Source organism: Mycobacterium sp. 012931 (assembly GCF_000419295.1).
Classification (GTDB): Bacteria; Actinomycetota; Actinomycetes; order Mycobacteriales; family Mycobacteriaceae; genus Mycobacterium; species Mycobacterium marinum.
Window position 1 is genome coordinate 689,556 of the sequence record NZ_AOPX01000001.1, and the last position, 20,592, is coordinate 710,147.

The following is a 20,592-nucleotide window of genomic DNA, read 5'->3' on the forward strand; positions in this document are numbered from 1 at the left end:
GGTGGCACGGCAGCGGGGGATCCGGTTAGACCCAGTGCTGCTGATGGTGCTGGGGGGCATATTGGCCGCCGTCCTGCTACCGGCACGCGGTGCCGCCAGCGACGCGGTGATCGTCGCCGCCCGGGTGGCCGTCTCCGTGTTGTTTTTCCTCTATGGCGGCAAGCTGTCCCTCGAGCAAGCCTGGCACGGGCTACGCCAATGGCGCCTTCATGCGCTGGTGCTGATCACCACATTCCTCATATTCCCGATCCTCGGGCTGGCCATCCGCGCGCTGGTGCGGTCCTGGATGGACGAAGAGCTGCACAGCGGACTGCTGTTCATGTGCCTGGTCTCCTCGACGATGCAGTCAGCGATCCTGTTCACCTCGATCGCGCGTGGGCACGTGTCGGCGGCGATAGTCAGCGCGTCGTTGTCCAACATCCTCGGTGTGCTGCTCGCTCCGATACTGGTGCTGTTCTTGATGGACATCGGCAGTGGCTCCCAGGCCGAAGAGAGCGCACTGGCCGATTTTGTGCTGCAACTGTTCGTACCGTTTGTGCTGGGGCAGCTGGCCAGGCGCTGGATCGGTGCGCTCAACGCGCGGCATCCAGGCCTGATGCGCTGGATCGATCGCGCCGCCATCCTGCTGTTGGTGTACGCGGCCTACTCGCTCGGGGTGGCGACGGGTGGATGGACCAAGGTCGAAGCGTGGCACTTGGTGGCGGTGGTGGCCCTCGATGCGCTGTTGCTCGCCCTGGCCTTGGGGATCACCACGGCGCTGGGACGAGCCGCTCACCTCAATCGCGACAACTCGGTCGTGCTGATGTTCTGTGGTTCCCAGAAGAGTCTGGTGTCCGGACTGCCGATGGCGATGGTGATGTTCCCCGAGGCGATATCCGGCGTGGTCATGCTGCCGTTGATGATCTATCACCAGTTGCAGCTCGTGGTGGGCGCGGTGATCGCCAGCAAGCTGGGGAGAAAAGTGGTCGACCCAGCCGACTCGGCCGCCCTGCCCGCCGTCGCCGAACCCGACGAGCGGGGGGAGAGCCTCAGTTCCGGCTGACGTCGATCGGGTGGGTCGCCAACAGCGAAAGCGGCCAGGGCTGCCGTCGCAATGTCCGGCCCCACAAGTCGGCCCGCGGCGGTACCAGAACGTCAGATGGCAAGGCCGACAGCACGATCCAGTCATCACGTTCGATTTCGCCCTCGAGCTGCCCGATGGTCCACCCGGAATAGCCCGCAAAAATTCGCACGCCTTCGACCAACGGTGCGATCAGGTCGGGGTCGGCGTCGAGATCGACCATCACGATCCGGCCGGCAACATGGCGCAGACCCGACACTCCACCCGGATCGGCCCCGACCCGCAACGTCGCCAGGCACAGGGCAGCGTCGCGCTTCACCGGCCCGCCGATGAACATCGTCTTGGGCTTGGCCGCAAGCTTGGCCCACTGCGGCAATACGTTGTGCACGGCGGTCTCGCTGGGCCGGTTGAGCACCACACCCAGCGTCCCGCCGTCGTTGTGCTCGACGATATAGATGACGCTGCGCCGGAAGGTGGGCTCGAGCAGGTCGGTATTGGCCAGCAGCAACGTACCCGCTCGCACCCGTTGTGCGGCAGGCGCAACATGGTCTTCTGGATCTTCCTGCGGCGCCACCCCAACATCATGGCATTCACACCACGGCACTAACAGCATCATCACCGGGTTAAACGAGCACTGTCGGCAGATATTTGTAGCGTTGTTGGGTCCGCACGGTGCGAAATCGGGCTAACCTTCGCTCGATCGTGGAAGTGGGGGTCTGTGATTCGCAGCCGGATGCACGCCAGCGCACCCGTCGAATTGTGGCGGTCGGTAAGGAGTCTGCCTGATTTTTGGCGGCTGCTTCAGGTGCGCATCGCCAGCCAGTTCGGTGATGGCCTCTTTCAGGCGGGGCTGGCCGGGGCCTTGCTGTTCAATCCGGACCGCGCCGCCGATCCGATGGCCATTGCGCGCGCGTTCGCGGTGCTGTTCTTGCCGTACTCCCTGCTGGGCCCGTTTGCCGGTGCGCTGATGGACCGTTGGGATCGGCGCTTGGTGATCGTCGGCGCCAATATCGGTCGATTGATCCTCATTGCCGGGATCGGGACCATTCTGGCGTTTGAGGCGGGCGATCTGCTGCTGCTGTTTGTCGCGCTGTTGGCCAATGGTCTGGCCCGGTTCGTCGCCTCGGGGCTGTCGGCGTCGTTGCCCCATGTGGTGCCGCGCGAGCAGGTGGTCACGATGAATTCGGTGGCCACCGCCTCGGGTGCGGTCGCGGCGTTTGTGGGCGCCAACTTCATGTTGCTGCCCCGATGGCTGGCCGGTGGCGGTGATCATGGCGCCGCCGCGGTCATTTTCACCGCGATGATTCCGGTCGCGATTTCACTACTGCTGGCCCTGCGGTTCGCCCCCCGGGTGCTCCGCCCCGACGACACCAAGCGCGCGATCCACGGATCGGCCGTGTACGCGGTTATCACCGGCTGGATGCACGGGGTGCGTACGGTCGTCCAGCTCCCGACGGTGGCCGCCGCGCTGTCCGGTCTGGCGGCCCACCGAATGGTGGTCGGCGTCAACTCCCTGCTGATCTTGCTGCTGGTCCATCACATGCGAGACGTGGACGTCGAAGGGTTGGGCACGGCACTGCTGTTCTTCGCCGCAACCGGCCTCGGGGCGTTCCTGGCAAACGTGCTCACCCCGGGCCTGATCAGGCGCTGGGGGCGCTACGCCACGACAAATGGCGCCCTGGCCGCCGCCGCGGTCATCCAGCTTGCCGGCGCGGGCCTGCTGCTCCCGGTCATGGTGGTGTGCGGGTTTCTGCTGGGAGTGGCCGGTCAGGTGGTCAAGCTGTGCGCCGACTCGGCGATGCAGATCGATGTCGATGACGCGCTGCGGGGACACGTGTTCGCCGTGCAGGATGCGCTGTTCTGGGTCTCGTATATCGTCTCGGTTACCGTGGCCGCGGCCTTGATTCCCGACGACGGGCGCGCGCCGGTCTTTGTGTTGGTCGGCTCGGTGATCTATCTGCTCGGACTTTGTGTGCACAGCATCGTCGGCCGGCGCAGTTCGGCCTCGAACGTTGAGGGAGGTTGACAATGGCGGGTCCCGGCCCGATCGTGGCTGACCTGGAGGCAGAAAGCGACGACCTGGACGCCCTGGTGGCGCCGCTGGCACCGCAGCGGTGGAGCGAGCTGACCCCGGCACCGGGGTGGAGCATCGCACACCAGATCGCGCACCTGCTGTGGACTGATCGCGTGGCACTCACCGCGGTGACCGACGAGGCGGGGTTCGCCGACGTACTGACCGCGGCGGCCGCCAACCCGGCCGGCTTCGTGGACGAGGGCGCCGAGGAGCTTGCGGCGATGCCGCCGGCGGAGCTGCTCAGCGATTGGCGGCTCACCCGCGGCCGACTGCATGAGGCGCTGCTCAATGTTGCCGACGGACGCAAGTTGCCGTGGTTCGGACCACCCATGAGCGCCGCGTCAATGGCCACCGCGCGCTTGATGGAGACCTGGGCGCACGGGCTTGATGTTGCCGACGCCCTCGGTGTCACCCGGCCCGCCACCGACCGGCTGCGCTCGATTGCACACCTGGGTGTGCGCACCCGCGACTACGCCTACTTCGTCAACAACCTGGCCCCGCCCACCGAGCAGTTCCTGGTCGAGCTGCGCGGCCCCGGCGGTGACCTCTGGTCGTGGGGACCGGCCGATGCGGCCCAGCGGGTCACCGGGCCCGCCGAAGATTTCTGCTTCCTGGTCACCCAGCGGCGACCGTTGAGCTCCCTGCACCTCACCGCGACCGGCGAGGATGCGCGGCAATGGCTACAGATCGCGCAGGCCTTCGCCGGGCCTCCCGGCGAAGGGCGATGACCCTAACCTGACCCGCGACCTAGCCGGCTGCGCCGTGGCGCGAGTCGCCGCCCTCGGGGTCCTCGTCGAATGCCTCGTCGTGGTGCGCCCACTGGGGCAACGGGGTTGGTGGCGCGCCCCCGAACACCGCGTTCAAGTAGGACGAAGCATTGGGATCCGATGTTGGCGGCCTGACGCCACGTCGAGCCTTGCGCACAAAGGTGAACAACAACAGGCCGCTGCCCATCACCAGGAAGCCCACCAAGGCCACCTTGGCGATCGTCAACCAGGTCATGGTCCACCAATCTAGCCCGGATGCCGCACCGATGATGCGAAAGAGACTGTGGTGCAGATAATCTATCCGAGCCGCCGGATGACCATTTCGAACTCATTGCACCGCAGGACAATCCGGCGCCCGGTTACTGCAAAGGCCCGCCGTAGCGGGCCTCGTTCTCGGCTTCCGCCTCTTCACGCAGCGCGGCGAGGGCGACGTTCAATCGATCGGCCAGCTCAGCATGGGAGTAGCCGGTCATGACGCCGGGATGCAGCGTCAACTTCAGTAACCGGCCGTCGGAATTGGCCACAGCGTGAACACATCCCAGGTCCACGCTGTAGGTGACATTCTCCGCCTGCGCGACAAGGGCTTCCCATTTGTCGGCCGCCTCGCTCAGTTCGCGAAGGACGGATTCAACGAGGTCTTTGTCGCTCAATTCCGCGCGACCGCCGGGCCCCGACACCAAGACAGTATGTCCACGGCTGTAGCCACCGTCAATTCAAACGCGACGTCGAGCGTGTATGCACCGGTGGCCGATTCGGTCGGCGAGTGGTCACGCATTGAGTTCCCGAAACCAGGCCAGGTGGTAGTTCGCCGTCACCGCGTCGCCGTTGACACTGCTTGCGGTGGCCGCCAACAACATGCAGTTGAGCAACACCCCACCATCGATGCTGGGGTAGTGGGCCACAATCTGGTGCCGCGCAGTGTCGAGATGCACTCGCAAAAGGTCGATTTCGTCTTCCACCACGGCCGTCCCGGCATCAGCCGCCTTGGCCAGTACGTGCGCCATCCTCGGCAACCCGACACGGCTGCGGGTGGCGTCACAGAGCTCTCGGGCCACATTGTCGGCCATCGGCAACTCACGCGGCCGCACCGAGGATCTCGTCGCGGTGTCTTCATCCGCCCAGGGCAGCGGATCGCCCGGGCTATAGCTCAGCGAACCCGTCGCCGCGTCGACCAGTGCGGCGAGCCGGCCGCTGCGCCGCTTCGGGGGCAGCAACCGGACGCCCTGTGGAAGGGCAATCCCGGGAGGTATCCAGCCGTGGGCGACGTCGGTGACCAGCACCGTGCCTTCTGACTGTCGCCCAATCGCCCAGTTCAGGCGAGGCTCCTGGCGGGCCACGAACATCAGCAGTCGACGCAGCCGCTGGTCGTCCGACTCCGGCACAGCCGGTGCCGGAGCTCGAGCCGCTGCCCGGGCCGCATCGACCGCGTCGGGGCGCCCGGCCATCGGCGGTTGCGGTTGCGATCCCGGTTCGCCCGCGTTCGGATCGGCGATGTCTCGTGGTGCGACGGGCGGCTCGGTTGACGCACCTTCACGTAGTTGATTCCGTGCCGACTCGACTCGTTGCACCGCCCGCGCGCGGGCTTCGTCGATCACCCTGGCCTCCGCGGCACGTCGGTCCGAATCAAGCATTACCGCGTGGCGCAGGCTAGCCAGTTCCTCATTGGCGGAATCGGCGATTCGCTGCAGTTCGGCTTCCAAATACTCTGCCAGCGTGGCAGTTTCGGGCGCATCCCGCGACAGTTCGGTGGGCCATAGCCCGCCGATCACCCATGGGGTGCAGTCCGGCGGAGAGCTGAACGCCGGGATGGCCAGGGATTCCTGGGCGGCTTTGCGGAGGCGCTGACGCGCCGTCCGTCGCCCGAAAATCGCCATCGGCTCAGCGTACCGGCACCTCACGGGGCGTCGCAGATGGTGAATTGTGCCGACGAGCGGGCCTCGGTAGCGTGAGGCCATGGCTGATTCTGCGCTGCAGCAGCAACTCGATGAGGTGCGTTCTCTGCTAAGCCGCGCGCGGGAACTGTTTGGCGCCAATCCCGTCGAACCACCCACCGACATCGCACCCGATCCCGATACCGCCAAACCCTGGCTGCTCTAGCCGATCAGCGGCGGCGCGGCCGTAATTGGTGTGCCAGCAGGCGCTCGATGGCGACGTCGAGATCTCGGTTGGTCGGCACCTCCGCCGATGGCGTGTGGCCGGCCGCGACGATCTCTTCGCGTACTTCTAGCAAAGCCTTCAGACATGAGACATCGGCTGTCAGCAAAATTCCCTCGGCCAGCGCAGCGGCGTCGGTCTCCATCGCTCCCTCGCTCAAGGCCACGCTGTGCATGTAGCCGCCCCGGCACGACCGGACCAGAATGTGCCCGCTGGGATGGACGGTGTCGAACGCGGGGTTGGCGTCTGTCATCGACCGTTGTCGACGATGCCGCCGAAATCGTGAGCCGCGTCTTGCTCGTGCTGGTCCCACATCGCCGCGGAGGTCCGCAGGTTCTGCGCGATGTCGGCATGGTCGTCGGCCTGCTGCTCGTAGCACTGGCGTCGTAGCTCGAGAAGATCGCGACCGGCGTCGCGCAGCTCACTGAAGATCGGCCCCAATGAGTTCAGGCTCTCCTGTATCGCAGCGTGCGACGACGGCACGCTGCGCAGGTATTCGGAGGTTTGCTCGTGATGGGCAGCGGCTTCGCACAGGTGCGCCGGCTCCACATGGATTCGATCTGCCATCCGCTATCTCCTCGTTATGGCGCCGGGGTCCCGCCGGCGAGCTCAGTATCGCGGGGCGACCGGCGTAGTCGCCGGCCGGGTCGGGGTTGGGGCGCCGGTCTGGGCCGGCTCCGTGACGGTCGTCGATGTTGGCGGATGCTGCCAGCCTAGGAAGTTCGGCCCGCCAATGCTGGAAACCTGCTGCATCTGCCCGTCCAGAAACGCGTTGCCATCACCGAGGGCAAGCGCGTGCCGATCCGTGAACATGCCGATGTCTCCGGCGGCGAGCCGCGCCGGGTCTATCGGGTCACTCACCGGCGTTCCGGGCGGGGGGATGGCAATGCCTTGTTGCTGGAACGCATCTGCGATGGCAGCACCGCCCGCGGCGGCGTTGATAGCCGCCGCTAGTTCAGGGCTTGCCGCGGTGATCGTGTCCCCGTTGGGCAGAGTCACCGTCGGCGGTCCGGTGGGCAGCGGTTGCGGCTCGCCCGACGATGCCGGTTGCTCCGTGTCTTCGCCACCACCGTCGGTGTCCTCATCCAGATCAGCTGGTTCGTCGTCTGAGTCGTCGCCCGAGGCGTCCGGGTCCAGGGCAAGGGAGTCGAGGCTGGGGTCATCGAGCTCGTCCAGGCGTGATGCGATTGCCCGGGGGATTGCGGACAAGGCCGGACCCGCGGGCAAGTTCGGGACCGAACCAGCACCCGACGGAGTGGCAGCGCCCGATCCGTCGCCCAGGCTGGGCATGCTCGGCAGCGACGGCGCCGTCGCCGCGCCCGACGGCGCAGCGCCCTGCGGCAACGTCGCCTCATCTACCAAACCCGGGTCGTCGAACAACAGCGAGTCCAAAAGCGGGTCCCCCGAGATCAGCCCAGCCGCGCGGTCCGCATCGGCACCGGTGCCCGCCGCGGGCTCGGTGGCCGTCTGCGCATCGCCGGGCGAACTCGCCTCTTGCTTGGATGCGTTGTACAGCGACGTCCATGCGGCCATCAGGGTTGCTTTCGAGGTGTCATCGAGGCTCGCAGTGGCGACCACCTCGCGGATATCTCTGAGTTTTCCGATCAGGAAGCGCTGGAAGTCGCGGGCTCCGGCCGGTGTGTCCAGATCCGAGCGGGTCCGCACCGCGGCTTCGGTCTCTTGCTGCAGCTCGTCGAGCGCCTCGCTTCCGTCGACCGCCGTCAGGTGCGCATTCAAGATAGCCGCGATCACCTGCAGATCGAGCTGCGAGCTCATCGAATTCTGTTGTGCTAAAGCCACTTCCGCGCCAGCGATGGCATCGGCGGCGGCTCCGCCCGCCGCGCCCGATTGCGCACGCTGCTCCGATCCGCCCATGTCGCGTGACAGTACCCAGGCGCCTCAGCGCCGACAATTCACCTCACCTGGTCTGTGCACAACCGGCTGGCGGGCTAGCCCACGGATTCGCCATAGTGTGCCCGCAAGCTCGCCAGCACAGCACTTTTCGTGCGATCAAGCTCGTGGGCGGTGGCGACGATGGTTGCGATCTCGCGCTGCTTGGCGAGCAGGAAATTCTGAAACTCACGCGCCCCCAGCGGGGTATCGAGGGCGAGCGAATCCTGGCCTGCCACAGCGCCATCGATCTCAGCACCGATCGCATCCAGCCGACGGACACTGTCGCGCATTACCGTGTGCGCACGGGTGAGCGCCTCCACCAGCGCACGGTCGGCCTCCCCGAGCACGTCGTGTTGGCGCGCCAGCTCGGCTTGCCGCGCCCGGATCGCAGCTAGCGCGGATCCGGCCTGCTCAGACCTGGGTTCGCCGCCGTTCATAGCGGCCGCCGGATTTGCACATGGCTACCCAATGGGCTGATCCGCACCGAGGCGCCCGCGTGCGGCGCCTCGACAACCACATTGTTGCCGATCGCCAGCTGCACATGGCCCGGATGCGGGAAGACCAGATCGCCGGGCCGTATCTGCGAGCGCGACACCACGATCCCGTCGTTGATCTGCTGGTAGGTGGTGCGGTCCACGTGCACGCCCGCCTGCGCGTAGGCCCATTGGACCAGCCCGGAGCAGTCGAACCGGTCCGGGCCGGTGGCCCCCCAAACGTAGGGGCGGCCCAGCCGCGACAACGCCGCTCGCACCGCGATTCCGGCGCGCCCGCTGATCGGCGACAGCCGCTGCCTCGACCCATGGTGGTGCAGCATCCGGTACCGCAGCAGGCGCAAGGCGGCCAACCGGCGCCGCGCCCGTCGGTGCGCCCACAGAACATGCGCGCGTTGGGCACGCAGCCGGCCCACCCGGCGACGGATGGCCTCACGCTGGGCCAACGGGGTCACCGGCGGTGCCACACAATCGGCCCGAGCCTGGTTCACGACGTTGCCGGTCAACTCCCGGGCCTGCTCGCGATCCCGGTGCGCATCGGCAATCACCGCGGCAACCACCGCATCGGTTCTTGTCGCAGCCGCTAGGACTTCCCGGCCACGTGCTGCCCTGAACCTATAGCGGGGTTGATCCGTCGCGGGGTTGGGCGGGGTGTCGCGCCACAGCGGCTCCGCACCCGGTTGGGGGTGCACGTCCGGCATCCGGTGGTCGCCAGTGCCGACGAACATCTGATGGGCGCGAAGCAACGCATCGACTTCGGTGGGAATCATCGTTGCCCCTCGCCGTCGTCGTAGCCCGGACCCTGCTGTTCAGAGGACTCCGTGGATCCATCGACGAAGGCGCGAATCCGGGGGAGCGCTCCGGGCGGGATGACCCCCCTGTTGCGGATATCCCACAGTTCGTCACTATCGACACCGATCAGTGCCGCGATGACCGCGTCCGGTAACTGCGATAGCGCGCACGCCCGGTCGAAGCGCGCACTCAAGCTCGCCGGCATCCGCTCGAGCAGGGCGGTGCGCGTTGCCTCCAGCGCCTGCAGGTGCTCCATGAGTCGGGCGCTGGACTCCGAGCCGGCGTTGACCGCCACCCGCCATGAGCTGGCGGCCAGCATCTCGGCCTTCACGCACTGAGCGACCACAGAGAGAATATACGTCTCATATTCGTTTGATGTGCTCGCCGGCAATCTATCGATGACCGACCTGAGGGCATCCAGCTGGGCTTCGGCGTATCCCTCCAGCACATCGGTGTCACTGTGGCGGTCGACCACCACCACGCCGGGGCGGCGAGGCGAGGCCGTCTCGGTCGGCCGGGCAGCGAGCAGCCGGGCTAGCTCCGCCTCCGGATCGGCGGCGACCAGCAGCCGCGAGTAGGTGCCCGGCGGCAAACCGAGGCCGTTTTCTACCTTCTGAACTGTGCCTTTGTGCGGCTTGCGGGCACCTCGTTCCAGATAGCTGAGGCCCATGATGCTGACACCGGTCGCGGCCGCGAGGTCGGCCAGTGACCAATCGTGTGACTCACGCAAGGCACGGATAGCCGCACCGGCCGATTCACGGCTCACCGCTAGCTCCGGCCATAGGCGGGATATTACACAGACCGGTACGACACCCTGTTATATACGTTTTTGTCACGTTTCTCTTGCCAGAATCGCGCATCTTCGTATACGCTTTCGCATACGTTTTAGCGGAGAAGGAGACCGGCTGATGTCCAACCCTTGCGCCACCAACCCGGAACTGTGGTTCGGCTACCCCGACGAAGACAGTGGCAACGGTGCCGCGAAGGCCCGCGCCTATGAGCGCTCCGCCACCAAAGCGCGGATTCAGTACCTGCGCCGGTGCCCGCTGGCCCAGCAACGTCTGTGTGCCGAACGGGCCGTCAAGCACCGGGAGGAGTACGGGGTGTGGGCTGGGGTCAAGCTGCCCGGGGGCCAGTACCGCAAGCGTGGACAGCTGGCTGAGGCTCATGACGTCTTGCGCCGAATCGCGGCGGGGGAGATCAATGCCCGACAGCTCCCGGAAAACACCGCCCTGCTGGCGCGCAACGAACGCGATGCCGTCCCCGTGACCGCGGTGGTGTGGCATTTGCCGGTCACACAGGTGGGCCCCCAAACAGCGGCCTAGCCCCACCGGTGGGGCCGCGTCGTGATCACGCGCTACCTGGGGCGGCCCGGTCGCCAAACCGGCGTAGGGTCGCGGTAGCTCGCCCGAGCACACCCGCGACGAAGGGTGCACCAAATGAGCAACCTGGGGACCGCACCAGCGGAGGTAGCCTGCTGCGCCGCACACGGTGCCGGTATCGAGGTGCTGCATCCGCGGGAAGTGCCGCTGGGTGGGCCGCGTGCAATCCGGGTGCAACGCACGCTTCCGCAGCGGCAACGTTCGCTGATCGGCGCCTGGTGTTTCGTCGACCACTATGGCCCGGTCTCGGCGCACATGGATGTGGCGCCCCACCCGCACACCGGACTGCAGACGGTCAGCTGGCTGTTCAGTGGGGAAGTGGAGCACCGGGACAGCGCGGGGGTCCATGCCCGGATCCGCCCCGGCGAGCTGAACCTGATGACCGCGGGCGCGGGCATCTGTCACTCCGAGGTGTCGGTGGGTAGCGGCGTGCTACATGGCGCCCAACTGTGGGTGGCCCTGCCCGATTCCGCCCGCGACACCGGGCGCGACTTTGCTCACTACACGCCGGCACCGGCGGTGCTCCCCGGTGCGCGAGCGCGGGTGTTCATCGGCGAGCTGGCGGGCGTGCGGTCGCCGGTACATACCTTCACGCCGCTACTTGGCGCCCAGCTCGACCTGGACGCCCATGCCGAGCTGGATATCGAAGTCGACCCGACATTCGAACACGGGGTGCTGTGCGATGTCGGCGATCTCGAATTGGCTGGGACCGCGCTGGCGGCAGGCGATCTGGGCTACCAGGGCCCGGACAACACCACCGTGCACGTGCGCAACGTCGGGGCACAGCCGGCGCGACTACTGCTGTTGGGCGGCACACCGTTTGCCGAAGAATTGGTGATGTGGTGGAACTTCGTCGGGCGCAACCACGACGAGATCGTGCGCTATCGCCAACTGTGGCAGGACGCCGACGCGCGCTTCGGTGAGGTTGTCGGCTACCAGGGTTCGGTCACCCGACTGCCCGCCCCGCCCCTGCCCATCACCCGGCTGCTGCCCAGACCGCTACCGAACCGAGAGGACCATCGATGACTGCCGACAAGACCGGCGCGCAGACCACCATCACCGCCGAGGCGGGCAAGTACACGATCGCGGTCGAAGGACAAACCGTCGGACTCGCCACCTACATCGACCGCGGCGATCAGCGCGTCTTCGACCACACCGAAGTCGATCCGGCGTTCGGCGGACGGGGCCTGGCGACCATCCTCGTGGAGGAAGCCCTGCAAGACGCACGAGCCGCGGGCAAGCGCATCGTCCCGGTGTGCTCCATGGTCGTTACGGTCCTCAACAAGCATCCCGAATACGACGCGATCACCGACCCCGTTTAACGGGACAGCTCAGGCGTCCTCGATGTTGGGGCGCGGGCGAATTGCGTCCCCACCGGAGAATGGGCGATGCAGCTGCTGATGCCCATAGACACCCTCGGTGTAGGCCGTCTCCGCGTGCTGGCTGAAGTCGACACCGCTGACCTCTTCCTCGCGGCTTACCCGGAACCCCATCAACCGCTCGATCAGCGCGGCCAACAAATAGCTCACCGTGAACGCGTAGAGCGCCACCACCACCATCGCCAATGCCTGCTTGCCGAGCTGGCCCAGCCCACCGCCGTAGAACAGACCCCGCGCGCCGTCGGTCATCACCGCGGTGGCCAGCAACCCGATCAGCAGGACGCCCACCACACCACCGATGAAGTGCACACCCACCACGTCGAGCGAGTCGTCGTAGTTGAGTTTGAACTTCACCGTGATCGCGAACGCGCAGACGATCCCGGCCGCCAACCCGACCAGGGCCGCACCCAGGGTGTTCACCGTGCCACACGACGGCGTGATCGCCACCAGACCCGCCACCACGCCCGAGGCGGCACCGAACGTGGTCGGCTTGCCGTCGCGGATCTGCTCGACTGCCAGCCAGCCCAGCATCCCCAGGCACCCGGCGACCAGGGTGTTGAGGAAGATCGCCGAGGCCAGCCCATTGGCCGCCAACGCCGAACCGGCATTGAACCCAAACCAGCCGAACCACAGCAGTCCCACACCCAGCAGCACGAACGGCAGATTGTGCGGGCGCATCGGATCAACCTTGAACCCGATGCGTGGGCCCAGCACCAGCGCCAGGGCAAGGGCCGAGGAACCCGAGACGATCTCGACGACCAGCCCGCCCGCGTAGTCGAGCACTCCCATCTTCGCCAGCCAGCCGCTGGGCGCCCACACCCAGTGCGCCACAACCGAGTACACCGCGATCGACCAGACGGGTACGAAAACCATCCAGGCCGCGAACTTGGCCCGATCCGCGATAGCACCGCTGACCAGGGCGGCGGTGATGATCGCAAAGCTCAGCTGAAAGGTCGCGAACAGCAACTCGGGAACCGACCCATGGACCGTCGCCGGACCGATACCGCGCATTCCGGCATGCGTCAGCCCGCCCACCAGCCCACCGGGGAAGCCAGGCGCCGCGCCGTCGGAGAACGCCAAGCTGTAACCGGCCAGCAACCACGCCACCGTGACCAGCGGTATGGAGATGAAGCTCATCATGATCATGTTGAGCACGCCGGTGGTGCGCACCATGCCGCCGTAGAAGATCGCCAGCCCGGGCGTCATCAGCAGCACGAGTGCGGTGCTGGCCAGCAGCCACGCGGTAGCGGCGGGATCGATATCCAACTCGGCGCTCCTTCGATAGTCAGCAGCCACGAGAATATCGGCGCGATGTTTCCGATAGACGCTAGACGGCGGATCTCGGCATAGTCAGCCGCCGCAAACCGAGCCCCGGCCGCGGTGCAATATCCGTGTATGACGTCGTTCCTGTGGGACCAGCACACGTGTCTGCCGCTACAGACCGACACCTCGGTCGAACCGCTGATCCGGTACCACGGTCACGACATGGCGGTGTTGGTATCGGTCAACGCCGGGTATTCGCCGCACAGCTTCCGCGACACGACAGCGCTGCTGGATCACTACCGCGCCGCGATCAGCGCCCACCCCGATCTGGAGCTGGCCGCCGGCGTCGGCGATGCCACCACCATCACCCGCGGCGGGCGCATCGCGGTGGTCTTCGACCTGGAGGACTCCCGCCCCCTCGACGACAACCTCGACAACCTGGCGACCCTGGCCGACCTCGGGGTGCGCACGCTGCTGCCGACCTACAACCACGCCAATCGTGCAGGCAGCGGTTGTCTGGACACCACCGATGCCGGCCTGACCGGCTGGGGACGCGCGATCGTCGCCGAGATGAACGACGTGGGCATCGTGCCCGACGGGTCGCACTGCAGCACCCGCACCGGACTGGACATGTGTGAGGTCTCCACCGGTCCGGTGGTCTACAGCCACTCCTGCATGCGCGCGGTGTGGGATCACCCGCGCAACATCACCGACGACCAAGCACGAGCCTGCGCGGCCACCGGTGGGGTCATCGGAATCACCGGGGTCGGCATTTTCCTGGGACCCAATACGCCCACCCTCGACGCCATGACACGACACCTGGAATACGCCGTCGATCTGGTGGGCATCGACCACGTCGGTATCAGCAGCGACTTCTCCTTCGATCTCGCCGACTTCTACGACGAGCTGGCCCGCAACCCGGACCTATTCGATGAGAGCTACACCCGCTGGGGACCGATCCAGTGGATGGCGCCCGAAACGCTGCTCACACTCGGTGCGCACCTCGCCGACCGGGGCTGGGCCGACGATCACATCAACGCGGTGCTCGGCGCCAACTTCTATCGAGTGGCGCAACGCGTCTGGCCCACCTGACAACCCCGCCACGATTGTTCCGGCGACCACACTGATACTCGCACAATTGATTGGTCGACATCTCACCCTCCGGTCCGGATCCGGAAATGGCGTCCGCTCGACTATTCGATCCAACCGTGTTTTCGGGCAAATCCCTCGAATGCCGCCCGGATGCGCACAATCTGCTCACCCGTAATTGAAGGCGTCGCCTCCAAGAGGATCTCGGTGGCCGCTTCCTTGAATTCCTGGGCCGAGAAGACATCGAAATACTCATCGGTGTCCGAGGCAGCGGCCTTGCTCCCAGCACCGGTCCTGCCGGACCCCAGGGAACGCCGGAGCCCTGTGCCGGACCCTTCCGAAGTGATCAGCACTGCCGTGGCGAACTTGCCGCGAGGACCGTCCTCGATATCAAAGGAAACCCGCGTACCGCGTTTTGCCAAAAGCCGATCGAAATCCAAGTCATTAGCATGCAGGAAAACGTCCTCGCCACCGGAATCGGGAGCAATAAACCCATAACCACGAACATCGTCAAAACGAACAATCCGCCCTGTACCCCTCGCCGAATACCCCGTTCAACTCACTCACGAATGAATACAAACATATATCCAGAGTAATTCACCGAGTCAAGTAATCTCGCCAACGAACCCGTCCTCACCGTGCTCTGGACACCGGAAGACCGCCAGCGACCCAGCGGATCCGCAACCGTACCAGCGTAGATCCCTCCCGCCTGGAAGCCGAGCACGCGAGCCCTCGCGCCGCACCCATCCGGCCGGGATTTGCCGCATCGGACTCGCGATGGGGTGCCGATCTGGTTAGGTTGAATAACGACATGACGTCCAGCACGCGCTACATCCCCATTATGGAGGCCGCTACCGAGTTCATGGGTTTATACGATTTCGTAGTCGATCGGTGGTCAGTGCTGTGGTTTCTGGCCTACCAGCACATCAGCCTGGTAGGATAGGCGCTGATCCTGGCGACGGCGATAGCCCTGATTCTCGGTGTTCTCATCTACAACTCACCGCTGGGCGTGACCGCGGTCGGGTTGACGATTCCGTCCTACGCCCTGCTCGGTGTGCTCGTCGGGATCGTCGGCCTCGGCGTTCTGCCGTCGGTGATCATGCTGACCTTCTTTGGCGTGTTCCCCATTCTGCGCAACGTTGTGGTGGGACTGACCGGCGTCGACAAAGGCTTGGTGGAGTCGGCCCGGGGGATGGGAATGAGCCGACTGACCACGCTGGTGCGTCTGGAATTGCCGCTGGCGTGGCCGGTGATCATGACCGGCGTGCGGGTGTCCGCCCAGATGCTGATGGGCATCGCGGCCATCGTGGCCTTCGCGCTCGGTCCGGGTCTGGGTGGCTACATCTTCTCGGGCATCTCCCGAATGGGTGGCGCCAACGCGACCAACTCGATCGTCGCCGCCACCATCGGCATCCTGATCCTGGCGGTCATTCTCGACACGGTGCTCAACGTCATTGCGCGTCTCACCACCCCGAGAGGAATACGTGCCTGAAGCCGCATCCGCTGATCAACCGACCACGTCCGACGCTCCCCAGAGCAGCGGACTCCGGATTCTGCTGGATGGGGTGACCAAGCGGTACGGCGTGCGCTCCACACCCGCGGTCGACAACGTCACCTTGGAGATCGGCGCGGGCGAGATCGTCATGTTGGTAGGCCCTTCGGGTTGTGGAAAGACCACGACGATGAAGATGATCAACCGGCTGATCGAGCCCACCAGCGGGCGGATCTTCATCGGCGATGACGATGTCACCCGCCGCAACCCCGATGAACTTCGACGCCACATCGGTTACGTGGTCCAGGGCGCGGGACTGTTCCCGCACCTGACGGTGGGTGACAACATCGGCATCGTTCCCCGCCTACTCAAGTGGGACAAGAACCGGGTTGCCGCCCGTATCGACGAACTGCTCGACCTGGTCAACCTCGACCCGGCCCAGTACCGCGACCGGTTCCCCCGCGAACTCTCCGGGGGCCAGCAGCAGCGCGTCGGTGTCGCTCGCGCCCTGGCCGCCGACCCGCCGGTGCTGTTGATGGACGAGCCGTTCGGTGCGGTCGACCCGATCACCCGCCAACGACTACAGGACGAGTTGTTGCGGCTGCAGGAAGAGCTGCACAAGACCATCGTCTTCGTCACCCACGACTTCGGCGAGGCCGTCAAGCTGGGTGACCGGATCGCCATCCTGACCACCGGCTCCAAGGTCGTCCAATACGACACCCCGGAACGGATCCTCGCCGAACCCGCCAACGACTTCGTCCGCGGCTTCGTCGGCGCCGGCGCTACCCTCATGCAGCTCAGCCTGACCCGGGTGCGCGACATCGACCTGCACGAGGCCGTCGTTGCGCAGGCCGGCGGCGACCCCGCCGAAGCCGTTGAACTGGCCGGATCCCTCGACCGGGAGCATGCCATCGTGCTTGACCGGCAGAATCGGCCGCTGCGCTGGCTGCCCCTCGAGGAGCTGGCCAAACCCCAAGCACTGGCCCAGGTGACCCGCGATGACGACCTAGAGTGCGTCAACCTAGCATCGACCCTCAACGACGCGTTAGACGAAATGCTGACCTCGTCACACGGGGTCGTGGTCGTCACCGGCCGACGCAATACCTACCAGGGCGTCATTAGAGTCGAGACGATCATGGAGGCAATCGCCGACATACGCGGTGCAGCGAACTCTGAGGAGCCCGACACGTGAGCGTGGCCGGCAGCGACATCAACGTCGAAGGTGCCGTCAAGGGCGGCGCCGAGGGCCAACCCACGGCCCCGACGACGCCAGGTCGGCCGAGTTTCGGGCGGTGGGCGCTGCAGCCACTCACGTGTGCCTTCGCGGTGGCCGGAGCGCTGGCCTATGTGACGGTGGCCTATGTGTCCGAGTCGGAGCGCCGCTCGCTGAGCGTGTCGCATCTGTTGCAGCTGCTGCGCGAACACCTGGTGATCAGCCTGTCGGCCACGGTGCTCACGTGTGTGGTGGCGATTCCGGTGGGAATCGCATTGACGCGAGGGCCGATGCGGCGTTATTCGAAGCCGATCATCACCGTCGCCAGTTTCGGTCAGGCCGCGCCGGCTATCGGCCTGATCGCGCTGGGGGCGGTCGTGTTCGGGATCGGTCAGCTCGGCGCGATCGTTGCCCTCACCGTCTACGGCGCGATGCCCATCATCGCCAACACCGTCACCGGACTCGACGGCGTGGATCGCCGGATCGTCGAAGCCGCCCGGGGAATGGGTTTGTCGGCGTTCTCGACGCTGCGTCGTGTCGAACTGCCGTTGTCGCTACCGGTCATCGTCGCCGGCGTTCGGACAGCCTTGGTGCTGATTGTCGGGACGGCGGCGCTGGCGTCGTTCACCGGCGGCGGGGGATTGGGGCAGCTGATCACCACCGGCATCAAGCTGCAGCAGCCGGTGACCCTGATCGTCGGCGCCATTCTGGTGGCGGCACTGGCGTTGTTCATCGACTGGCTGGCTCGCCTCATCGAGATGGTGGCCGCACCGAGGGGACTGTGAATCACATGCTCGCAGCGGTCCACCGATGGAGTAAATGTCGGCGCGCGCGACGGCTGGCGTTCGCGGCGCTGGCGGTGCTGTGCGTGGGCCTGGTGGCCAGCTGCGGGCTGCGCTCGGCGACCGGTGCGGTGCTGGAAGCCAAACCCGGCCTCATCCGCCACTATCAGTCCCTGGAGGGCGTGCCCATCACCGTCGCGGCCAAGGACTTCACCGAGCAGCTGATCCTCGGCAATATGCTCTCGATCGTCCTGCATGCCGCGGGCGCTAGGGTCACCAACCTCAGCAACACGCCCGGCAGCTTCGGGGTCCGGCGGGCGTTGCTCACCGGCGAGGCGAACATCGCACCGGAGTACACCGGTACCGGCTGGATCAACTACCTCGGCCATGAGAACCCGATCAAGGGCGCAAAGCAGCAATGGGAAGCCGTCAACGCCGCCGATCAGGTCAACGGCCTGACCTGGTTGCCGCCGGCGCCGATGAACAACACCTACACGTTGGCCATCCGCGAGTCCGAGGCCGAACGACTCGGGGTGACCAAGCTCTCCGACCTCAAGAGGCTGCCCCGCTCCGCGCTCACGTTCTGTATCGAAAGCGAATTCGCAAGCCGCAATGACGGTTTCGTGCCGATGCTGCACGCCTACGGGCTTGATCTCGAGGATCTGGCGAAGATCACCACGTTGGACACCGGGGTCGTCTACAGCGCCACGGCACAAGGGGAATGCAATTTCGGCGAAGTGTTCACCACCGACGGCCGGATCCCCGCGCTGCATCTGCGTCTGCTCGAAGACGACAAGCACTTCTTCCCGCTGTACAACCTCACCGAGGTTGTCGATACCTCGCTGATCAATGATCACCCGGAACTTCGGGAGATCTTTGCGCAGCTCAATCCGAGGCTCACCAACGACACGATGAGGGAATTGAACGCCCAGGTGGACAACGATGGCCGGGACCCGGCCATCGTTGCCAAAGACTGGCTACTGCAACAGAAGCTGCTCAGCTAGCGGCCTGGGTCAGACGTCCGGTCTCACCCGCCCGCAGCGACGACGAGGGTCAATTCGTTTCCGCTGCGCTCCACCTGCATGCCGGCCCTGCGGGCGACCGCAGCGACCGCGGCCGCATCGGTGGGCTCGGCCCGCGTGCTCGCCAGAATGCGGGCCAGCCGACCCTTGTATGCCTTGTTGAAATGGGTGACCACGGTCCGTCGGCCGTCGGGATGCTCGGCGAGGACCTTGACGTGGATCCCGCCGGATGTTGGTCCCAGCGCTACATAGGAGCCGGAGCGCAGATCGACGATCAGGTCTTGGGCCGCCAACTCCGCGAGCAACGGCTCCAGCAGGGGCTTCCACCGGGCGGCCAGGGTGGGTTTCGCCGGGAGCTTGGAAGTAGCGGAAAGCCGGTAGGCGGGCACCTGATCGTCGGCGCGCAACAGCCCGAACAATGCCGAACCAATGGCCAGCCGAGCGCGGGCGCGCTTTGCCTCGGCGCCGCGCAGCGAATCGACATCCAACGCGTCGTAGAGGACACCGGTGTAGCGGCGCAGCGCCGGCAGCGTCGGCGCGGTACGCAGCGCGGCGTTGCGCTCGATCTCGGCATCCTGGGACGGCGAGACCCCCAGGGCCGTTCTGCACGCCGGCGGGTCGGCCGCGAGATCAACGAGTTCGCCGACCAGCGCGGCCCGCAGTGCACCCAGTCCCGGGTTGGCGAGTTTTTCGAGTCGCAGTGGGGGGCCATCACCCCCACCCCGCTTGGTCTCCGACGGCGGTAGCAGCACAATCACGGGTGCAGACGATAGTCGGCCGTGGTTTCGCCGGATTGGTGCACGCGGTGTTCGCGGCGATCGGGGGGCTTGCCGGAACCGGCAGTCCGCCCAACCCGCCCAGGTAGGCGAGTCTTCGTCGGCCTGGTAGCCACCGGCCGCTAGTCTGCTGAGTGGCCGTCATCGGCAAACGAAGGGCCTACAAAGTGCGCGTCGAGTCAGCAACGTTTTTGATTGTCGGCGGCTCATCCGGAATCGGTCGCAGCGTCGCGGAGCGGGCTGCGCGCCGGGGCGCCACTGTGGCGGTGACGGCCCGACGTACCGACCGGCTGGCCAGCCTCGCCGCGACCATCGCGGAGATGGGTGGCAGCTGTTCGATCCACCCGGCCGATGCCACCGATCCGGTTGCCGCACAGTCGGTTGTCGCCGACGTACTAGAGCGCCACGGCAAGATCGACGTGGTGTTGCTCAATGCCGGCGGCGCTCCTGCCCTTGATCTGACCCGGCTTGACGCTGCTGACATCACAAGCGTCATGGACGCCAACTACGACGTCGCGGTCAACTACCTCGTTCCGGTGTTGCGGCATATGGCTGAGCGCGGGACGGGCGTGATCGCACACACCAACTCGTTGGCCGGTTGGTACGCCGTACCGCTGCAGGGGCCTTACTCGGCGGCGAAGGCCGCATTGAGGGTGCTGTTCGACGCCTATCGGATTGAGTATGCCGGCAGCGGTGTGCGATTTGTGTCGATCTATCCGGGATTCGTTGCCACGGAGGCCACCGAGGGCGACGGAATGCCCGCACCCGGCGAAATCTCTGAACAGGAAGCTGCAGAGCACGTTCTACGCGCACTATCTTCTGGCCGAGAGTCCTTTTCGTTCCCGCGTGCCATGAGCACACTTGTCGGGCTGGGTCGGTTGCTTCCGACAACGCTGCGCCGCAAAGTGATCAAGAAGGTCGTCACCTCGGCGTAAGGACCGCGACCGCAGTCGTTGGAATCGA

Annotated in this window: 25 protein-coding genes and 1 pseudogene; 13 read left to right on the forward strand and 13 right to left on the reverse strand. The window is 66.0% G+C overall.

Translation table 11 applies throughout. The annotated features are described in order from the left end of the window. The first annotated feature begins 1 nt into the window (after nt 1). On the forward strand, nt 2-1,042 hold the full coding sequence (locus MMSP_RS03015) for a bile acid:sodium symporter family protein (RefSeq protein WP_235065652.1): 1,041 nt from the start codon (nt 2-4) through the stop codon (nt 1,040-1,042). Here MMSP_RS03015 and MMSP_RS03020 read toward each other — a convergent pair. Next, complete coding sequence (locus MMSP_RS03020) at nt 1,029-1,634, reverse strand: YqgE/AlgH family protein (protein WP_011738452.1); 606 nt, start codon at nt 1,632-1,634, stop codon at nt 1,029-1,031. The genes MMSP_RS03015 and MMSP_RS03020 overlap by 14 nt on opposite strands. Nucleotides 1,635-1,793: 159 nt before the next feature. Here MMSP_RS03020 and MMSP_RS03025 point away from each other — a divergent pair, with 159 nt between their 5' ends. Both MMSP_RS03025 and MMSP_RS03030 read left to right on the forward strand, forming a co-directional pair. Beyond that, nucleotides 1,794-3,086 (forward strand): MFS transporter, encoded by a 1,293-nt coding sequence (locus MMSP_RS03025; RefSeq protein WP_051153598.1) that lies wholly within the window; start codon nt 1,794-1,796, stop codon nt 3,084-3,086. A 2-nt stretch (nt 3,087-3,088) separates the two neighbouring features. Next, entirely contained in the window at nt 3,089-3,862 is a 774-nt protein-coding gene (locus MMSP_RS03030; protein WP_015353919.1) for a TIGR03084 family metal-binding protein, read from the forward strand. A 19-nt stretch (nt 3,863-3,881) separates the two neighbouring features. Here the strand turns inward: MMSP_RS03030 and MMSP_RS03035 are convergent, their stop codons facing one another. The 3 genes from MMSP_RS03035 to MMSP_RS03045 form a co-directional block, all read right to left on the reverse strand. Next, nucleotides 3,882-4,136 (reverse strand): hypothetical protein, encoded by a 255-nt coding sequence (locus MMSP_RS03035; RefSeq protein ID WP_020785431.1) that lies wholly within the window; start codon nt 4,134-4,136, stop codon nt 3,882-3,884. Between the two features lie 124 nt (nt 4,137-4,260). Then, on the reverse strand, nt 4,261-4,581 hold the full coding sequence (locus MMSP_RS03040; protein WP_086085374.1) for a DUF2710 family protein: 321 nt from the start codon (nt 4,579-4,581) through the stop codon (nt 4,261-4,263). Between the two features lie 87 nt (nt 4,582-4,668). Then, nucleotides 4,669-5,775: a DUF5631 domain-containing protein gene (locus MMSP_RS03045; RefSeq protein ID WP_020785433.1), complete on the reverse strand. Its 1,107-nt coding sequence runs from the start codon at nt 5,773-5,775 to the stop codon at nt 4,669-4,671. 79 nt (nt 5,776-5,854) lie between these two features. On the opposite strand from MMSP_RS03045, the gene MMSP_RS27345 reads away from it, so the two are divergent. Beyond that, a complete protein-coding gene (locus MMSP_RS27345; RefSeq protein ID WP_020727578.1) occupies nt 5,855-5,998 on the forward strand; it encodes a hypothetical protein in 144 nt (47 codons plus the stop codon). Between the two features lie 4 nt (nt 5,999-6,002). On the opposite strand, the gene MMSP_RS03050 is transcribed toward MMSP_RS27345, so the two are convergent. The 6 genes from MMSP_RS03050 to MMSP_RS03075 form a co-directional block, all read right to left on the reverse strand. Then, nucleotides 6,003-6,308, reverse strand: a complete 306-nt coding sequence (locus MMSP_RS03050) for a DUF2694 family protein (protein ID WP_020731215.1) — start codon at nt 6,306-6,308, stop codon at nt 6,003-6,005. Next, complete coding sequence (locus tag MMSP_RS03055) at nt 6,305-6,622, reverse strand: ESX-1 secretion-associated protein (RefSeq protein WP_020785434.1); 318 nt, start codon at nt 6,620-6,622, stop codon at nt 6,305-6,307. The genes MMSP_RS03050 and MMSP_RS03055 overlap by 4 nt, the downstream gene beginning before the upstream one ends. Before the next feature lie 42 nt (nt 6,623-6,664). Next, nucleotides 6,665-7,930 (reverse strand): DUF4226 domain-containing protein, encoded by a 1,266-nt coding sequence (locus MMSP_RS03060; RefSeq protein WP_020785435.1) that lies wholly within the window; start codon nt 7,928-7,930, stop codon nt 6,665-6,667. 74 nt (nt 7,931-8,004) lie between these two features. Then, nucleotides 8,005-8,385, reverse strand: a complete 381-nt coding sequence (locus MMSP_RS03065) for a DUF4226 domain-containing protein (protein WP_015353911.1) — start codon at nt 8,383-8,385, stop codon at nt 8,005-8,007. After that, nucleotides 8,382-9,209: a C40 family peptidase gene (locus MMSP_RS03070; RefSeq protein WP_020785436.1), complete on the reverse strand. Its 828-nt coding sequence runs from the start codon at nt 9,207-9,209 to the stop codon at nt 8,382-8,384. Before MMSP_RS03070 ends, MMSP_RS03065 begins: the two co-directional genes overlap by 4 nt. Then, on the reverse strand, nt 9,206-9,997 hold the full coding sequence (locus MMSP_RS03075; protein ID WP_020785437.1) for a helix-turn-helix domain-containing protein: 792 nt from the start codon (nt 9,995-9,997) through the stop codon (nt 9,206-9,208). Before MMSP_RS03075 ends, MMSP_RS03070 begins: the two co-directional genes overlap by 4 nt. A gap of 142 nt (nt 9,998-10,139) precedes the next feature. Here MMSP_RS03075 and MMSP_RS03080 point away from each other — a divergent pair, with 142 nt between their 5' ends. The 3 genes from MMSP_RS03080 (at nt 10,140) to MMSP_RS03090 (ending at nt 11,935) form a co-directional block, all read left to right on the forward strand. After that, complete coding sequence (locus tag MMSP_RS03080; protein ID WP_020785438.1) at nt 10,140-10,556, forward strand: WhiB family transcriptional regulator; 417 nt, start codon at nt 10,140-10,142, stop codon at nt 10,554-10,556. A gap of 114 nt (nt 10,557-10,670) precedes the next feature. After that, nucleotides 10,671-11,639 carry a pirin family protein gene (locus tag MMSP_RS03085; RefSeq protein WP_020785439.1) on the forward strand — a complete coding sequence of 323 codons (969 nt, stop codon included), beginning with the start codon at nt 10,671-10,673 and terminating at the stop codon, nt 11,637-11,639. Further along, nucleotides 11,636-11,935: a GNAT family N-acetyltransferase gene (locus MMSP_RS03090; RefSeq protein WP_015353906.1), complete on the forward strand. Its 300-nt coding sequence runs from the start codon at nt 11,636-11,638 to the stop codon at nt 11,933-11,935. Before MMSP_RS03085 ends, MMSP_RS03090 begins: the two co-directional genes overlap by 4 nt. A gap of 9 nt (nt 11,936-11,944) precedes the next feature. Here MMSP_RS03090 and MMSP_RS03095 read toward each other — a convergent pair whose 3' ends face one another. Next, nucleotides 11,945-13,258 carry an ammonium transporter gene (locus tag MMSP_RS03095; RefSeq protein WP_020785440.1) on the reverse strand — a complete coding sequence of 438 codons (1,314 nt, stop codon included), beginning with the start codon at nt 13,256-13,258 and terminating at the stop codon, nt 11,945-11,947. 129 nt (nt 13,259-13,387) lie between these two features. On the opposite strand from MMSP_RS03095, the gene MMSP_RS03100 reads away from it, so the two are divergent. Continuing rightward, nucleotides 13,388-14,347, forward strand: a complete 960-nt coding sequence (locus MMSP_RS03100; RefSeq protein ID WP_020785441.1) for a dipeptidase — start codon at nt 13,388-13,390, stop codon at nt 14,345-14,347. A gap of 101 nt (nt 14,348-14,448) precedes the next feature. On the opposite strand, the gene MMSP_RS03105 is transcribed toward MMSP_RS03100, so the two are convergent. Further along, nucleotides 14,449-14,868 carry a cold-shock protein gene (locus tag MMSP_RS03105; protein ID WP_084472510.1) on the reverse strand — a complete coding sequence of 140 codons (420 nt, stop codon included), beginning with the start codon at nt 14,866-14,868 and terminating at the stop codon, nt 14,449-14,451. Between the two features lie 338 nt (nt 14,869-15,206). Here MMSP_RS03105 and MMSP_RS03110 point away from each other — a divergent pair. From MMSP_RS03110 to MMSP_RS03125, 4 genes and pseudogenes are all read left to right on the forward strand, one after another. Beyond that, nucleotides 15,207-15,836, forward strand: a pseudogene (locus MMSP_RS03110) (ABC transporter permease). Further along, on the forward strand, nt 15,829-17,028 hold the full coding sequence (locus MMSP_RS03115) for an ABC transporter ATP-binding protein (protein WP_012392041.1): 1,200 nt from the start codon (nt 15,829-15,831) through the stop codon (nt 17,026-17,028). The pseudogene MMSP_RS03110 and the gene MMSP_RS03115 overlap by 8 nt, the downstream one beginning before the upstream one ends. Before the next feature lie 2 nt (nt 17,029-17,030). Beyond that, the gene (locus MMSP_RS03120; protein ID WP_369797343.1) at nt 17,031-17,834 is read left to right on the forward strand and encodes an ABC transporter permease; all 804 of its coding nucleotides are present in this window, start codon (nt 17,031-17,033) and stop codon (nt 17,832-17,834) included. Nucleotides 17,835-17,839: 5 nt separating this feature from the next. Then, nucleotides 17,840-18,835 carry a glycine betaine ABC transporter substrate-binding protein gene (locus MMSP_RS03125; protein ID WP_020785445.1) on the forward strand — a complete coding sequence of 332 codons (996 nt, stop codon included), beginning with the start codon at nt 17,840-17,842 and terminating at the stop codon, nt 18,833-18,835. Between the two features lie 23 nt (nt 18,836-18,858). Here the strand turns inward: MMSP_RS03125 and yaaA are convergent, their stop codons facing one another. After that, the gene (gene yaaA, locus MMSP_RS03130; protein WP_015353900.1) at nt 18,859-19,611 is read right to left on the reverse strand and encodes a peroxide stress protein YaaA; all 753 of its coding nucleotides are present in this window, start codon (nt 19,609-19,611) and stop codon (nt 18,859-18,861) included. A 185-nt stretch (nt 19,612-19,796) separates the two neighbouring features. Here yaaA and MMSP_RS03135 point away from each other — a divergent pair, with 185 nt between their 5' ends. Further along, entirely contained in the window at nt 19,797-20,564 is a 768-nt protein-coding gene (locus MMSP_RS03135) for an SDR family oxidoreductase (protein WP_235065655.1), read from the forward strand. The last annotated feature ends 28 nt before the right edge of the window (nt 20,565-20,592 follow it).